General features: G+C 43.8%; 9 protein-coding genes. 5 read left to right on the forward strand and 4 right to left on the reverse strand.

Annotation, left to right across the window (positions count from 1 at the left end; all coding sequences use genetic code 11):
* Positions 1 to 179 precede the first annotated feature (179 nt).
* Genes HC965_RS05165 through HC965_RS05175 form a run of 3 tightly spaced genes read right to left on the reverse strand, consistent with a single transcriptional unit; the run spans position 180 to position 7,224 of the window.
* A complete protein-coding gene (locus HC965_RS05165; protein WP_191030449.1) occupies positions 180 to 2,285 on the reverse strand; it encodes a HAMP domain-containing sensor histidine kinase in 2,106 nt (701 codons plus the stop codon).
* Positions 2,282 to 3,871 carry a RagB/SusD family nutrient uptake outer membrane protein gene (locus HC965_RS05170; protein ID WP_191030733.1) on the reverse strand — a complete coding sequence of 530 codons (1,590 nt, stop codon included), beginning with the start codon at positions 3,869 to 3,871 and terminating at the stop codon, positions 2,282 to 2,284. The genes HC965_RS05165 and HC965_RS05170 overlap by 4 nt, the downstream gene beginning before the upstream one ends.
* A gap of 2 nt (positions 3,872 to 3,873) precedes the next feature.
* A complete protein-coding gene (locus HC965_RS05175) occupies positions 3,874 to 7,224 on the reverse strand; it encodes a TonB-dependent receptor (protein WP_223854720.1) in 3,351 nt (1,116 codons plus the stop codon).
* A gap of 442 nt (positions 7,225 to 7,666) precedes the next feature.
* Between HC965_RS05175 and kduI the strand changes: the two genes are divergently transcribed.
* The 3 genes from kduI to HC965_RS05190 all read left to right on the forward strand — a co-directional run bounded on the left by kduI (position 7,667) and on the right by HC965_RS05190 (position 10,690).
* Positions 7,667 to 8,509 carry a 5-dehydro-4-deoxy-D-glucuronate isomerase gene (gene kduI, locus HC965_RS05180; RefSeq protein ID WP_004307807.1) on the forward strand — a complete coding sequence of 281 codons (843 nt, stop codon included), beginning with the start codon at positions 7,667 to 7,669 and terminating at the stop codon, positions 8,507 to 8,509.
* A 41-nt stretch (positions 8,510 to 8,550) separates the two neighbouring features.
* A complete protein-coding gene (locus HC965_RS05185; RefSeq protein ID WP_191030451.1) occupies positions 8,551 to 9,354 on the forward strand; it encodes a gluconate 5-dehydrogenase in 804 nt (267 codons plus the stop codon).
* A gap of 94 nt (positions 9,355 to 9,448) precedes the next feature.
* Positions 9,449 to 10,690, forward strand: a complete 1,242-nt coding sequence (locus HC965_RS05190) for a DUF4861 domain-containing protein (RefSeq protein WP_191030452.1) — start codon at positions 9,449 to 9,451, stop codon at positions 10,688 to 10,690.
* 157 nt (positions 10,691 to 10,847) lie between these two features.
* Here the strand turns inward: HC965_RS05190 and HC965_RS05195 are convergent, their stop codons facing one another.
* Positions 10,848 to 11,069: a carboxypeptidase-like regulatory domain-containing protein gene (locus HC965_RS05195; protein ID WP_191030453.1), complete on the reverse strand. Its 222-nt coding sequence runs from the start codon at positions 11,067 to 11,069 to the stop codon at positions 10,848 to 10,850.
* Between the two features lie 922 nt (positions 11,070 to 11,991).
* Between HC965_RS05195 and HC965_RS05200 the strand changes: the two genes are divergently transcribed.
* Complete coding sequence (locus tag HC965_RS05200; protein WP_191030734.1) at positions 11,992 to 15,126, forward strand: SusC/RagA family TonB-linked outer membrane protein; 3,135 nt, start codon at positions 11,992 to 11,994, stop codon at positions 15,124 to 15,126.
* Positions 15,127 to 15,140: 14 nt separating this feature from the next.
* Positions 15,141 to 16,736: a RagB/SusD family nutrient uptake outer membrane protein gene (locus HC965_RS05205; RefSeq protein ID WP_191030454.1), complete on the forward strand. Its 1,596-nt coding sequence runs from the start codon at positions 15,141 to 15,143 to the stop codon at positions 16,734 to 16,736.
* The last annotated feature ends 6 nt before the right edge of the window (positions 16,737 to 16,742 follow it).

A 16,742-nucleotide genomic window follows, 5' to 3' on the forward strand; every position in this document is an offset into this window, starting at 1 on the left:
AGCTTTTCTTGCTATTCACTCAAATTCCGGGCATCGTATCGAATACGTCAGAATGAAAAAAACGAAGATTCAGACTACTATTTCTATACTACATAGATGAACAATATGTTGTTAATGAGGGTGCTATGTTCAAAATGCGTGTGTTTGTCCTTTAGTCGCCTATCTAAAGAAAAACGTTCTTACTGCAATGGAAGTATGAGCAGGAAACGGGCACCACCTGTGTAGGTCTTATCCATTTTCACTTCTCCATGCAACCGTTCGGCGATGACACAGCATATATTCAGTCCCAATCCCGAACCTTGCTTAAAGTCATCCAGCTTTTTGAAGCGTTCGAAAACGCTGTCCATCTGCTCCACAGGGATACCTCTTCCGGTATCCGTGACGGAGAAGGTGATTTTACCCGGATTCTCAGTAAGGGAACAATGGAGATGTATTTTACCTTTCTCCGTATGCTTCTCTGCGTTGGTAAGGAAGTTGATAAGAACCTGTTGGATACGTTGTTCGTCCGTAACAATCTGAAAGTCGTCCGGTACTTCGGAAGTATAGCAGAGCTCCACGTCTTCCGGTTTACGGTGGGTTACGGTGGAGAGTATCACCCGGCACATTTCATTGCAGGGATGGGGAGCGAGGTTCATGGCATATTTACCGCTTTCCAGTGCGGAAAGGTCGAGAATATCGTTCACAAGCGTAGTGAGCAATTCGGAGTTGTGCATGACGAGAGAACTGAATTCCTGCTTCTCGGTGTCATCCAAGGGAAGATTCGGGTCGGACAGTAATTGAGAGAAACCCACGATGGCATTGAGCGGTGTGCGGATTTCGTGGCTCATGTTCTGTATGAAGTACGTCTTCATCTTATCCGCCTGTTCGGCTTGGTTGCGGGCGATGGTCAGTTCTTCGTTCTTTCCTTGCAGCTTTCTGATTGACCTTCTACGTGAATAGAGATAGAATATCAGGGCGATGGCAAAGAAGCAGAAGAAGATTAAGACGAATTTTAATCTCATCAGTTGGCGGTCGGATTCGCCTTGCTGGGCTTTCATAAGGGTTTGCTTGCGTTCTGCTTCAGTTTTGAAGCGTGACAGTTCCAGGCTGCGGTTCTTGAGTTGGAGCTGGTTGTTTACGGAGTTCACCTTTTCGATTTCCATTTGCGACTTCGTCCGCTCCAGTTCGAGGGTTGTCGTTTGCAGGCTTAGTTGCGTGTTTTCCAATTGCAGGGATTGCGCTTCCCTTTTCAGTTGCTCGTTGCCGATGCGCACGTTCAGTTCCGACAAGTCGGCCGACTGTATGAGCTGGTCGAGAGAATCTTGCAGATGGCGGAGTTCCCGGAGCTTGTAGTATGCTTCCTTGTATTCTTTCTCTTTTGAGTAAATATCGATGTGGTAAGACATTCTGTCCTGAAGTAGAGAGGCAGAATCGGCTAACGCATGCGCTTCTTTATATTGCTGATGCAGCACATAATTATAGATTTTCAATCCAAGAAGTTCGTGTCTGCGGGTCTTTCCATATTTCTCGGTCATTTGCAAACATTCCTGATAGTAACTTTTGAATTCTTCCGTTCTGTCGAGCGCATATAAAAGTGTGCATCTCCTTAGCATACAGGCGTATTCGTTGGGAGGAGTTTTGGCACATTTGATACCTTTCTCTGCATTCTCGAAAGCCAGTTCGTACTGCTTCAGACCCTGTTGGAGCATGGATATGTTCCAATATATGTTGGAGAGGTCTTGTTCCGGCAAGTTCTTCTGTGAATATTCCAAAGTCTGCTGGTAGTAGCTCAGTGCTGTCCGCGTTTCCCTGCGGGCATAGTAGATGTTTCCCATCATTCGCATACAGGTGGCGATACCATACGGATAGTTATCCGCAAAGGCCTGTTCTTTTACCAATTCGGCTTCCTGAAGCGCGCGCAGTGTATTGCTTATATTCATCAGGTGATTGACCTTGTAGATGCTGCCAAAATAGTAATATTGCAGATAGTCGTTTTTACGGGATACTTCCTGGATTCTGTCGATGGCTTTATCCAGTTGTTTCGTATCCTCGTTGTTGAAATAGTAAATAACGGGAATGGTAAGCGCAAGGCATTGCGCTTTTTTGTCATTCATCCGGATGGCTTTGTGGTAGAGCGTATCGGCTACCCGTAGCCCTAGTGTTTCGTTGCGATGTTTGGTCGCTTTCTCATAGAGCGGATAGAGAGCATTGTTTATCTTGTACGGGTTGTCCTGTGCTTTTGCGGGAGGAGAAAATCCGAAAAGGACAGCCAATAAACACACGATTATATATCTGATCTTCTTCATCTTAACTCTTTATTATATTCGTACTCTTTGGCAGGAATCACCCACATCCAGTTGTTGGCATCTTCCGGGTGAATGGTGATGGCGGCATTGGTCATGTAGTTTCCGCCGTCTTTGAAGGTATGGCGTATGATGGTATCTTTGCGCCGTTTGTAGTCGAACCAACTGAAACCTTCGCCCCATAGCTCGATGCGGCGGTAGAATCTTATTTCGTCCAGTAGTTCCTGCCCGCTTTTGGTACAGGTATATTCGGGGTTGCGTCCACTGTCGTGAACCAGTTCTTTCAGTAATTGGCGGGCTTCGTCCTCTTTCTTGGGTGTCAGATGACAGTTGGCTTCGGCTTCGATGAGATACATCTCCGAGCTTCGGAAGAGATTGAAAGGCATGGCTCCCACTTTGTCGATGCATCTGAACTTGAAGGACATATAGGCGTATACTTTGGCTGATGTATCCAGTTCGGGATAAAGTTCATGGGCATAGGCGGTCAGTCCGCTGCCACCCAGTCCATTGCCTGCTACGCCGCTGGTGTTATAGGTATAGTCGCCGGGATTGAGGAATAACTTCCGGCGTATATCGCTTTCCGGTAGTTCGTCGAACAGTTCACGGTTGATGCAGGCGGGATATGTACATACAAGTATGGAGGTTGAATTGTACGCCAGGCGTACGGCCAGGGAGGAAGCTCCCAGCGATTCTTCCGCACTGTCGTAGATACTCCATATCCATTCCTGGTTGACGGTGCTGAATCCGCTAAGGTATTCATTAGCGCTCATAAGCGGATAGTTGGCGCGTGCCAAGGCTGCGTACCGGGCGGCTGTTGCCCAATCTTCGCGGGTAAGTGCTGCACGGGCATAAATGGAGTAAGCGGCTTCTATGTTGATTTTATGGTTTCCACTTTCTCCACGGATGATGCCTGATGCCTGATAGTAGGTGATGGCATGGTCGAGGTCTTTGTATATCTGTTCATAGCAAGTCAGCATGGAAGAAAGAGGGCAGTCGCCGGTAGAGGATATATCGAGTCGGAGGACTACGCCGTCCGCACTTCCATTCTGTGAGTCACACCAGCGTGGGGAATAGAACTGAAGCAGTTGCAGATAGCAGTAAGCTCGGTAAGTCAATGCTTGCGCATACATATATTTGAATTTGCGGCTGCTTTCGGGATTCACATAGGCGAGGATGGCGTTGGCATTACTGATAACCTTGTAGTAATAGTGCCACATATATTCCGTGTAGCTACTGGTAGGGATAGCGTGTGAAGCTCCATTGAATATCGTGTAGAAGTTATTGCGCGGGCAGTACATATCGGCTCCCTGGTATTCGGCATACATGAGCTTGACAGAGCCTTCACCGTTGAAAGATACGCCGTCGAGCTTATTGGTAGGATAAGTTGTTTTCATCAGGTTCTCCAGTCCGCTGACGGCATAGGCTGCGTATTCTTCATTTTTGAAGAGGTCGGCGGGAGATATTTTGTTGGTAGGGGCGGTATCCAGGTAATCACTGGCGCAGGAGTAGCATAACAGCGGCAGTAACAGTAACTGGCAGAATTCTATGATGATATTCAGATATTTCATGTGCTTCGTTTTTTTCATAATCATTATAAGTTGATATTGACTCCGAATGAGAAAACACGGGAGATACTCGCGTAATTATTGACTATCCCGTTAAAAGTCTGCATAGGATTCAGCCCTTTGCGCTTGCTGAACAGGGCGGCATTCTCCACGGCGGCATGTACACGTATTGTTCCGAGTGTCAGCCGCTTGCTCCATGCGGTAGGCAGACGATAGGCGAGAGTGATGTTCTTTATACTCAAGTAATCACCGCTTACGATATAGCGTGTAGATGCTTTCTGATTGCTATATCCATTGACGGTGGCATCGAGGTTCACTTGTGGGATACCCGAAGGATTGATACGGTTCGGTGACGTTTCAGTCATGCCTTCGGGGATACCGTTCCATGCATTTTGCAGGTCGGTACTTAGCGCATGTACGCCTACGGATGTCAATGCCTGATAAGGCTGGTCCAGCACTTTAGAACCACAACTGAAAACCATCAAGGCGGACAGCGTAAGGTCTTTCCAACGCAGGGAAGTCTGGAACGAACCGTTTATCTTGGGCAATGAGCTGCCCGACCAGTCTTTGCGTGCATATCGCGGGTCTCCGGTATAGTATTGTCCGTTAATATCTACCCAGCTATTTGTTGGGATAGGATTCTTTCCTTCTATGCTTTCTTCCCCGTTCACAGGTGTTTTTCCATCCTCTCCGGCAATGTAATAAGTCTCGAAATCAGGAAGATAAACGCTTCGTCCTGTCATTTGGTCTACACCTGCATATTGGTACAGCCAGAACTCATAGATGCTGTGTCCTTCCTTGAACTTCTGATAATCCCCGTTGACAATACCTTCTTCACGGTCTTTATCCGGCAGTCTTCCGATTTTATTCTTCACTTTGGAAAGATTCAGCCCTACATTCCATTCCCATTCCCGGTTGCGGAACACATCTCCGTCGATACTGAACTCCCATCCACGATTGGAAACATCTCCGATATTTCGCCAAACGGTCGATAAGCCTGTTGACGAGTCCGTAGCACCGGCAGATAAGGGTTGAATAAACTTGAACAGCAAATCGTTGGAACGTTTGTCATAGTATTCGAAACTTAGATTGACACGGTTGAATAAACGGGTTTCCAAACCTATGTTCAGTGAAGAATTTGTCTCCCATTTCAACTCCGGGTTCTCGTTCTGAACCTTATAGTAGGCGGCTTCCCCACCGTTGACGGTAGAGCCGTAGAGGGGCATCCATTGATACAAACCGTTGTTGCTTCCAAAGTTGTCATTACCCACTTGTCCATAAGAGAACCGCAATTTGAGACGATCCAGCCATGATACTTCTTTCAAAATTGCTTCATTAGAAAGCATCCATCCTACGCCTGCACTCCAAAAGTTACCCCAACGGTGGTCTGTATGAAAGATGGAAGAGCCATCGCGGCGGAAAGACGCTTCGGCGAAATAAGTATCATTATAGTCGTAACGCGCACGCGTGAAGTAACCTTCCGTGCGGTATGTATCCTTGTACCCTTCATTATAAGTCGTTGTGGTGAAGTTCGACAACTCATCTACTCCGGGAAAGTTCTCATTCTTCTTTTGGGTAGCATCGAAGTTCAGCTTATAATCATAATTCTCATGCCCCGCCATCCACTCAATGAAATGCTTTCCGAACGAACGTTTCCATGTCAGTATCTCTTGCAGGGTATATTCTTTGTATTTCTGGCCGATTTTGCTGATAAATCCTGTGCCTTTGTAATTTCCTATCTCTGCATTGTCGTACTGTCGGTCTTCCGTGTTGCGCAGGCTGATATTCCCTCTCAGCGAGAACGTGAAATCACGCAGGAAAGAGACATCCGCGTAAGCATTCGCTTGCAGTGTGTTGGCTGTATTCCAAAGCTTATTCTTTTCGCTTTCCCATATCAGATGGTGACCGTTGCTGGAAACATCTGCTTCCGAACGACTTGTCGAACCATCGTCATACTGCTTTCCACCCTCTGAATCCAGTATATAATCTCCTTTGGCATGAAGCAACGAACCATCGCCGGCAAATATATCCTCTGTATAGTGAAGATGTACCGGATAAATAGGAGCCATTCTTCGTGCAAAGTAGAAAGCATTCGTCAAGTAAGCGGCTTGTGTGCTTCCAACGCCTCCCATGTCCCAATTCGTCTTTTGATGCGTTCCTGCGAGCGACAGCCCGGTTTTGAGCCACAAACGTGGAGTAAAGTCCGCGCTAAGTAGCCCACTCAGACGATTGAAATCACTTTTTTTAGTATATCCGTCCTCATCAAGATACCCCAACGAGAAACGTACCCGATTCCTTTCATTACCGGATTCTCCACTCAGATTGTATTCCTGCCGATGTCCGGTGCGTGTGTAGGGGCTGTACCAGTCCAAATCGTCCTTATATCCATCCAATATCTGCGCATCGGCAACCAAATGCCCGTTTTCATCAAAAAGCGCATTATCGGCTTTATTGTAGATGTTGATTCCTATTCTGTTGATAAGCTCGTTATTAGCAGCCGTTGTGGCTTCTTCCGGCGTACTTCCGTTACTGATAAGCTGATTGCGGTATCCCTGCCACATGGCTTCCATAAACTGGTTGGCATTCATCCGCTTGTAATCCCCCTGTCCCCGTGCACTGAAACCGTGACGAATATCCAACTGAAGCGATACTCCCTGTTTCTTAGCCTTCTTCGTAGTGATTAGAATCACCCCATTGGAAGCACGGCTACCATACAACGCACACGAAGCAGCATCTTTGAGAACACTTACACTTTCTACATCTGCCGGATTAATATCCGTTATCCACCCCGTATAAGGCATACCGTCTACAACAAAAAGCGGCTTATTGCTCCCGTTTATCGAACTATATCCCCTTATGCGCACTTCCGCTTCCTTTCCCGGCTGACCGATTCCGTCCATTATCTGTACGCCCGGCACTAACCCGTTCAATACCGAAGTCACCGAACTGACCGGACGCATCTCGATTTGCTTGCTGTCCACTACGGATACAGCCCCCGTAATAGATTTCCTCTGCGCCGTGCCATAAGCAACCTGTACCACTACTTCGTCAAGCTCATGCATATCCTGCCGCAGCCGGATTTCCATCATCTTATGACGAACGGGTACTTCAGTGGTCAGATAACCTATGTAAGAAACAATTAAAACCTGTTGTTCGGAAAGCGGTTGGTGGAAAGTAAATCTCCCGTTCAAATCGGATATGCAACCTTGCTGGCTCCCTTTTACGATGACGGAAGCGCCGACCAGCGGTTCTCCACTTTCCTCATCAATAACGATACCGGTAATGTTTTTTATTTGGGCATGGCACAGGGTGATACATAAAAAAGCACAGATGCATATTACACCTGTTTTTCTAAGTATATCCTGGGATATCCTCATGTAAATCGCCATAAGTTGCATATATTGTTGTTCTTGTTGCTATACTTGACTATTAAAGCCTTTGCAAAGCTAATATATAATAATTAGTGTTATAATCCGTCGCATTCCATTTATAGAATTTTAACGGTATAGCCCACTTATAATTAGGGGAATAATAAAGCAATCCCACTTCACATCTTTCATCATTTATGTCTTTATCTCCCCGACTCTGAAAAAAAATCTAAACCTCTCTTGCTTTTCCTTTCATTAGGTGAAAATCTCTTTCGAATCGTATTATAGTTCGTTAAAAAAGTGTACATTGCAACAATTATGGACATTTTTGGTGGATAATTGGAACAAAATTGCAAGGTAAACCCGTTTTCTTTTGCTATTTTTGCATCGTGTACGTAAACGACGTACACGTAGAAAGAGAATTTATTCAATAACTATAAATAAATAAGGTATGAAAACGAACTATGAAATTCGCTATGCTGCGCATCCAGAGGATGCAAAAAGTTATGATACTACAAGAATCCGCAGAGATTTCTTAATCGAAAAGATATTTGTCCCCAATGAAGTGAATATGGTATATTCCATGTACGACCGCATGGTAGTAGGTGGAGCCCTTCCCGTAGGCGAAGTGCTGACGCTCGAAGCAATAGACCCGCTGAAAGCTCCTTTCTTCCTGACCCGTCGCGAAATGGGTATTTACAATGTGGGTGGTCCCGGTATCGTAAAGGCAGGCGACGCTGAATTTGAACTTGATTATAAAGAAGCCCTCTATTTAGGCTCGGGCGACCGTGAAGTGACTTTCGAAAGCAAAGACGCTGCGCATCCCGCCAAATTCTACTTCAACTCACTGACCGCTCATCGTAACTACCCCGACCGTAAAGTGACGAAAGCCGACGCAGTAGTAGCCGAAATGGGCTCACTGGAAGGTTCCAACCACCGTAACATCAACAAGATGCTGGTGAATCAGGTATTGCCTACCTGCCAACTTCAGATGGGTATGACCGAACTGGCTCCGGGAAGCGTGTGGAACACCATGCCTGCCCACGTACACAGCCGTCGTATGGAAGCCTATTTCTATTTCGAAATCCCCGAAGACCACGCTATCTGCCACTTCATGGGCGAAGTGGGCGAAACGCGTCACGTATGGATGAAGGGCGACCAGGCAGTTCTTTCGCCCGAATGGTCTATCCACTCGGCTGCCGCTACCCACAACTATACCTTTATCTGGGGTATGGGCGGCGAGAACCTCGACTACGGCGACCAGGACTTCTCATTAATAACAGATTTGAAATAAACAACTACAATAAGTTTTCCTAATTTAATAACAAAAAAATTATGAATCAGTATTTGAATTTTTCTTTGAAAGGTAAAGTAGCTCTCGTTACAGGTGCTTCTTATGGTATCGGTTTTGCTATCGCTTCTGCTTATGCAGAACAAGGCGCAACTATTTGTTTTAACGACATCAATCAGGAGTTGGTAGACAAAGGTATGGCTGCTTACGCAGACAAAGGTATCAAAGCTCACGGTTATGTATGTGACGTAACAGACGAACCGGCTGTTCAGGCTATGGTTGCTTCTATTGCCAAAGAAGTTGGTACAATTGATATTCTTGTAAATAACGCAGGTATTATCCGTCGTGTTCCTATGCACGAAATGGAAGCTGCTGATTTCCGTCGTGTGATTGACATCGACCTGAACGCTCCGTTCATCCTTGCTAAAGCTGTTCTGCCTGCAATGATGGAAAAACGTGCCGGTAAGATCATCAACATCTGCTCTATGATGTCCGAACTGGGTCGTGAAACTGTATCTGCTTACGCTGCCGCTAAGGGTGGTCTGAAGATGCTGACTCGTAACATCTGCTCTGAATATGGTGAATACAACATCCAGTGTAATGGCATCGGCCCGGGTTACATCGCTACTCCGCAAACTGCTCCTCTTCGTGAGCCGCAGGCAGACGGAAGCCGTCACCCGTTCGATTCATTCATCTGCGCTAAGACTCCGGCTGGCCGTTGGTTGGATCCTGAAGAACTGACAGGTCCTGCTGTATTCCTTGCTTCTGAAGCATCCAATGCAGTTAACGGTCACGTTCTTTACGTAGACGGTGGTATCCTTGCTTATATCGGAAAACAACCGAAATAATACAAGATAGAAAGCTAATCCGATAAGGTGATAGAATGGCAAAGAGCATCCTCTTTTCATCTGTCACCTTATTTTTATTTAATAAGAATCAATCATGAAAAAGATATTTATTCTGATTGCTGTTGCCTTGATGGCTTTTTCTTCCTGTGCCGACAGCAAACAGTCAATGACGGTCACCGTGACCAATCCTTTGGCTTTGGAACGCGCAAGGGAGATGGTTGAAGTGCCAATGAGCGATGTCGTTGCAAAACTGCAACTGGCAGACACAGCACAAATTGTAGTACTTGACGCTGATGGTCAGCAAGTACCTTACCAAGTGACCTATGATGAAAAGGTTGTTTTCCCTGCTACGGTGAAAGCAAACGGCACAGCCACCTACACTATCCAACCGGGCACCCCGGAACCTTTCAATGTGATTGCCTGTGGTAAATATTATCCCGAACGCCTCGACGACGTTGCCTGGGAGAACGACCTCGTAGGCTTCCGTGCCTATGGCCCTGCTTTGCAGGCTAGAAACGAACGCGGCTTCGGCTACGATATTTTCACGAAGTACAACACTACGGAGCCGATTCTGGAATCTATGTACGCCGAAGAACTGAACCCCGAAAAGCGTGCCAAGATAGCTGAACTGAGAAAAACAGACCCGAAAGCGGCTGGCGAATTGGGACGTTCTATCTCTTACCATGTTGATCATGGTTACGGAATGGACTGCTACGCCGTAGGTCCTACATTGGGTGGCGGTACGGCTGCTTTGATGGCAGGTGACACAATTATCTATCCTTACTGCTATCGTACTCAGGAAATCCTTGATAACGGCCCATTACGTTTTACTGTAAAACTGGAATTCAATCCGCTGGTAGTTCGTGGTGACTCTAACGTAGTAGAAACACGTGTCATCTCCCTGGATGCTGGCTCATACCTCAACAAGGCGGTTATTTCATACACCAATCTGAAAGAAGCTATGCCCGTAGCTACCGGACTTGTCCTGCGTGAATCGGACGGTGCAGTTGTAGCAGATGCCGCTAACGGCTATATCACCTACGTAGACCCTACAACCGACCGTAGCGGTGCAAATGGTAAGATATTTGTCGGTGCCGCATTCCCCGCGCAAGTAAAAGAAGCTAAAGTAGTCCTTCTCTCGGAAAAGGAGAAGAAAGAACGTGGTGGAGCCGACGGTCATGTGCTGGCTATCAGTGAATATGAACCGGGTTCTGAATATACTTATTACTGGGGCTCTGCCTGGGATAAAGCTGCCATCAAAACGGCTGATGTATGGAATAAATATATGGCTGAATATTCTCAAAAATTGCGTGCTCCGCTTTCGGTAGCATATTAGTATCTGATATAAGAACTGAAAATAGTAGAAAAGTGGGGATTCCTGTAATTATATGGGAGTTCCCATTCTTTTTTAGTAGAAATAATCTATCGTATAATTACTAGACAGGAGCGAAAGGTTTAGTCTGTATTTGCTATAGGGGCATATTAAACAGTGGTTAAGTACTTGCAGAACTTGGTGCGTTGCTGATAGTGAACTTTCCATCCATGTTGGTGGTAGTTCCTATAGACGTGCCTTTCACTAGTACGGATGCCCCCACAACAGGCAGGTTGTCTTCTTCCGAAATGACAACACCTGTGACTGTTTTAGGTGTTTGAGCAATCGCCAGACCGATTCCTGCCAATAGGCAGGCCAATAACAACACAAATCTTCTTTTCATACGCTCCCTAAATATTTAGTTTATACAATAGTTGTTTATTCGTTTATAGGTTTTTGCAAAAATAAGCACATTTTATTAAAAACAAAGCAAAACAATAAAAAAAATATCAATCTATTTGCAAGATAATTTGCAATACATTGAACAATAAAGGCCTTTCGTAGGAAGTGTATCTCATGTATTTGGTAGCATATTGTTATTTTTAAGCAGGAAAGGTGTTGCTTTATGAGAGCAAAAAGCATTAAATATAGTTTGAGAAGAGAATTTAATTATATGGAAAATTGGTGTTCATTTTTTTAGGGGCATTAAGATTTGGCAGTTTGCAAGAAGGCCGGTACTGGATAAAAAATAGCAACTTTGAATATTAAATACATTTCCCTAAATCTGAAATGTGCAAATAGGGACTAGAGGACTTAAAGAGATGGCGTAAAATGAATATTTCTGTCATAATGCGATATAAATACAATTATAAGTAACATGTGTTTTCTCATAAGTCCTCGATATAGAAAAAGATTGAGTAGGATAGGATATATGCATTTGAAACATTCGGAAGATAAGGAAATGAAACGATTGTTCTCATTTTTATATTGATAAAGAACTGGAAAAGCTACAAAGCAACTTTCGTTTTTTCTACCTGCTGTCTCCAAACAAACAGACAAAGCTGACAAATTAAACCAGTATTGAAGAATTTACATTCTCTTTTCACACATAGAACAGAATTTTCTATTTATATTAACATAATAATTGACAGTCAATATGCGTCATTGTTCTTTTGATACTTAAATGATTACTTTTTTCATCTTGCATGTTGCGTTTATACTGAAATATTGGCAAAACAAGCGATAGTGAATGTCATTTTGACACTTTGATGCTAAGATGGTTATATTGACAGTTGTTCTTGAATCTGTAAAACAAATATTCTTTAATATTAAGTTCTGCAAGAACTTTGAAAATCAGCTACATCGGGATGCAGACGCAAGAGGTTGCAATAAAGTCCACTCCGATTAGAGTAGTTATGAAATCTGATGCAGAAGTATTGCAGGAAGTTGTTGTTACTGGTATGCAAAGAATGGACAAGCGTCTGTTTACGGGAGCTGCCAGTAAACTTTCGGCAGATAATGTAAAACTGGACGGTTTGGCTGATATTAGCCGTGGTTTGGAAGGACGTGCAGCTGGTGTATCGGTTCAGAATGTATCGGGTACCTTTGGGACAGCTCCCAAAATCCGGGTTCGTGGTGCCACTTCTATTTATGGTAGTTCCAAACCGCTATGGGTAGTAGATGGAGTTATTATGGAAGATGCGGTGGAAGTTAGCGCCGACCAGCTTTCTTCGGGTGATGCTGAAACCTTGATTAGTTCAGCAATAGCTGGTTTGAATGCTGACGACATCGAGAGTTTTCAAATATTAAAGGATGGTTCTGCCACTTCTATTTACGGTGCGCGGGCTATGGCGGGTGTGATTGTTGTAACTACTAAGAAAGGTAGGGCAGGGGTCAGTAAAATTAGCTATACGGGCGAATTTACGACTCGCTTGATACCGAGTTATAATGATTTCAATATCATGAATTCCCAGGAACAGATGGGGGTTTATAAAGAAATGCAGGAAAAGGGGTGGCTTAACTTTGCGGAAACAGCTCGTAATGCAGAAAGTGGTGTCTATGGAAGAATGTATCAGTTGCTCAATACTTATGATCCGAATACCGGACAGTTTATGATGCCTAATACCGATGCTGCCAAAAATACCTATCTGCGTGCTGCCGAAATGAGGAATACAGACTGGTTCTCGGAGCTTTTTTCCAACGCTATCAGTCAGAATCATTCAGTCAGTATTAGTACAGGAACCGAGAAATCCTCATTTTATGCTTCTATGAGTGTGATGCATGATCCGGGATGGTACAAACAGAGTTCTGTAGACCGCTATACTGCCAACCTGAATACTACGTATAACATTCTAAAGAACTTGAGTATCAATTTGATTTCCAACGCTTCTTATCGCAAGCAGAAAGCACCAGGTACATTGGGGCAGGATATAGACGCAGTAAGCGGTCAAGTGAAACGTGATTTTGATATTAATCCCTATTCTTATGCGTTGAACACTTCACGTACGCTTGATCCGAATGAATATTATACCAGTAATTATTCTCCATTCAATATTTTGAATGAGTTGAATAACAACTATATGGATTTGAATATTGCCGATGTAAAATTTCAGGGAGAGTTGAAATGGAAAGTCATTCCCGGACTGGAACTGAGTGCATTGGGGGCGGTAAAATACCAGGGAACTTCGCAGGAACATAATATTAAGGATGATTCCAATCAAGCAGAAGCTTATCGTGCAGGATTGGATGATAAGACTATCATGGATAGGAATCCGTTCCTTTACACCAATCCTGACAATCCGTATGCTTTGCCTATCACAATTTTGCCTGAAGGAGGTATTTATCAACGTAGAGACTATAAAATGCTAGGGTACGATTTCCGGGCGACGGCAAGCTGGAACCATGTGTTTAAGGATACTCATATCACCAATTTCTTTGCCGGTACAGAGATTAACTCCACCGATCGTTCAAGAAGCTACTTTCAAGGTTGGGGAATGCAATATGGAATGGGCGAAATCCCTTATTATGTTTATGACTTCTTCAAGAAAGGAATTGAAGATGGTACTGATTACTATTCTTTGAACCGGACACGCAGTCGTAGTGTCGCTTTCTTTGCCAATGCTACTTATTCCTATAAAGGAAGATATACATTGAATGGCACAGTGCGTTATGAAGGAACCAATCGTATGGGACGGAGTCGTTCTTCCCGTTGGCTGCCTACATGGAATGTATCCGGTGCATGGAATGCACACGAAGAAGCCTTTTTTGAATCGTTAAAATCCGTTCTTTCGCATTTTACATTAAAAGCCTCTTATTCGCTGACTGCCGACCGCGGTCCGGCGGATGTGACCAACTCACAAGCAATTATCACCAGCTATTCTCCATACCGCCCCTTTACCGATATTCAGGAACTCGGACTGAATATCAAAGAGCTGGAAAATAGTGAATTGACATATGAAAAGAAGCATGAGCTGAATATTGGTGCCGATATGGGCTTCCTGGACAACCGGATTAACTTCGCAATAGATTGGTATACGCGTAACAACTACGACTTGATCGGTATTGTGAATACTGAAGGGGTGGGTGGACAAATCTTGAAATACGCCAATATTGCTTCAATGGAGTCAAAAGGTATTGAGTTCTCTATTTCTACCAGAAACATTCAGAACAAGACTTTTAAATGGAATACTGACTTTATTTTCTCCCATACCAAAAATGAAGTAACCGAATTGCGGCAGAACGCGAAAGTAATGGATCTTGTATCAGGCAGCGGCTTTGCCAAGCAAGGATATCCGGTGCGTGGATTATTCTCTATTCCTTTTGAAGGATTAGATAAGAACGGAGCTCCTTTGGTGCTTAATGAGAAAGGTGAAGTTACAAGTACAAGTATAAATTTCCAGGAACGTCAGAAAACGGATTATTTGAAATATGAAGGGCCGACAGACCCTACATTTACAGGTAGCTTGGGGAATGTTTTCACTTATCAGGGATTCCGTTTAAATATGTTCATTACTTATTCTTTTGGTAATGTAATTCGTTTGAATCCTGTATTTAACGCAAGATATTCGGACTTGACTTCTATGACGCGTGAATTTAAGAATCGCTGGACTTTGTCGGGAGATGAAAATAAGACAAATATCCCTGCTATCGTGAATAAGCGTGATTATGACAGCAATAAAGATATCAGATATGGTTATAATGCATACAATTATTCGACAGAGCGTATTGCCAAAGGTGATTTCATTCGGATGAAAGAGATTTCTCTTTCTTATGACTTCCCGAAATCATGGATCTCAAATCTGAAACTTTCTGATTTGTCACTCAAACTACAGGCTACTAACTTATTCCTGATTTATGCGGATAAAAAATTGAATGGACAAGATCCGGAATTCTTTAATGCAGGCGGTGTTGCTTCTCCGGTTCCCCGTCAGTTTACGTTGACTTTAAGATTTGGACTTTAACTAATAATACAGAAATGAAAATGAAGAAATATATCATATGGACCAGTCTGGTTACAGTCTTTACATTCGGATTATCGTCTTGTGCCGACTTTTTGGATGAGCTTCCTGATAACCGTACTGAACTGAATCCGGATAATGTAGGTAAAATTCTGGTATCGGCATATCCTACTACTGCGATTTGTGAGATTGGTGAAGTCTCTTCTGATAATACGGATGCTTATCCGAACAATTTTAGTTCTGATCGCTTGTTGGAGGATCTCTACAAATGGGAAAGTACTGCGGAGCAGGATCAAGACTCGCCTGCGGCTTTGTGGGAGTCTTGTTATATTGCAATATCTGCTTGTAACCAAGCTTTGAAAGCGGTAGAGGATGCGGGAAATCCTGTTTCTTTGAATGCTGTCAAAGGGGAAGCTTTGGTATGTAGAGCTTATGCCCATTTTTTGTTGGCAAATATTTTTTGTAAGGCATATGGTACAACAGCAAAGACAGATTTGGGTATTCCATACATGAAAGACATTGAAACAACTGTCAGCCCCAATTATGAACGTGGTACTTTGGAAGTTGTTTATAAAAACATTGAATCTGATTTATTGGCAGGTGTGGAGTTGATTAGCGATAATGTATATTCAGTTCCTAAATATCATTTCACAAAAAAGGCTGCTTATGCACTTGCTGCCCGGTTCTATCTGTATTATGTGCAGCCGGACAAATCGAATTACGATAATGTAATTAAATATGCTGATAAAGTTTTAGGTAATAATCCGTCAACTTTAGTTCGTGATTGGGCTTCTTTAGGAGAACTTGATCTGGACAAGGATATTCTGCCTAATTCTTATGTGTCTGCTGATAATAATGCTAATCTGTTGTTGGTCAGTACAAATTCTTACTGGGGATTCAATGTCGATCCTTACGGTCGTGGTGAGCGCTATGCTCATGGGCCGCTTGTAGCTGTAGAGACTTGCCGTTCCAATGGTCCTTGGGGGAATTATAGTCCTGCCAAGGAATCAAATGTTTATTATATGTTTCCTTGGAGCAATTCCAGCTCATTGCCTACTAAGGTGATGTTGCGGAAAGTTGCCGAATACCAGGAAGTCGTTGATCCTGTGGCAGGAACAATTAATGGTCATATTATCAATGCGGCATTTACTACGGATGAGACGTTACTTTGTCGTGCTGAGGCATATATAATGAAAGGTGCCGGATTTTATCCACAGGCTATTGCCGATCTAAATGTTTGGCAGTCTGCTTACACCAGATCCACAACTCTTCTTACCGTGGATGCCATCAATAATTATTACGGAAATATGGGTTATTATAAACCGCTGGAACCTACTGTGAAAAAAGAACTGCACCCTGATTTTTCTATTGCGGATGCGACACAGGAAAATCTCATTCATTGTGTGCTTCATGCCAGACGAATACTGACCTTGCATGAAGGCCTTCGTTGGTTTGACATCAAACGCTATGGAATTGTGGTATATCGCCGTTTTATCAGTAACTCAGGTACAGTAAGCGTGACGGATGAGTTGAAGGCAGACGATCCGAGACGCGCCATACAAATTCCGAGTGATGTAATATCTGCGGGAATGAAACCTAATCCAAGAAACTAAAGAGAA

The organism is Bacteroides sp. GM023 (assembly GCF_014750685.1).
Taxonomy (GTDB): Bacteria; Bacteroidota; Bacteroidia; order Bacteroidales; family Bacteroidaceae; genus Bacteroides.

Excerpts from the sequence above, each read along its gene's own strand:
- HC965_RS05195 (WP_191030453.1), bottom strand. The coding sequence starts at position 11,069 with ATGAAAAGAAGATTTGTGTTGTTATTGGCCTGCCTATTGGCAGGAATC.
- HC965_RS05165 (WP_191030449.1), bottom strand. The coding sequence starts at position 2,285 with ATGAAGAAGATCAGATATATAATCGTGTGTTTATTGGCTGTCCTTTTC.
- HC965_RS05175 (WP_223854720.1), bottom strand. The coding sequence starts at position 7,224 with ATGAGGATATCCCAGGATATACTTAGAAAAACAGGTGTAATATGCATC.
- HC965_RS05205 (WP_191030454.1), top strand. The coding sequence starts at position 15,141 with ATGAAAATGAAGAAATATATCATATGGACCAGTCTGGTTACAGTCTTT.
- kduI (WP_004307807.1), top strand. The coding sequence starts at position 7,667 with ATGAAAACGAACTATGAAATTCGCTATGCTGCGCATCCAGAGGATGCA.
- HC965_RS05190 (WP_191030452.1), top strand. The coding sequence starts at position 9,449 with ATGAAAAAGATATTTATTCTGATTGCTGTTGCCTTGATGGCTTTTTCT.
- HC965_RS05185 (WP_191030451.1), top strand. The coding sequence starts at position 8,551 with ATGAATCAGTATTTGAATTTTTCTTTGAAAGGTAAAGTAGCTCTCGTT.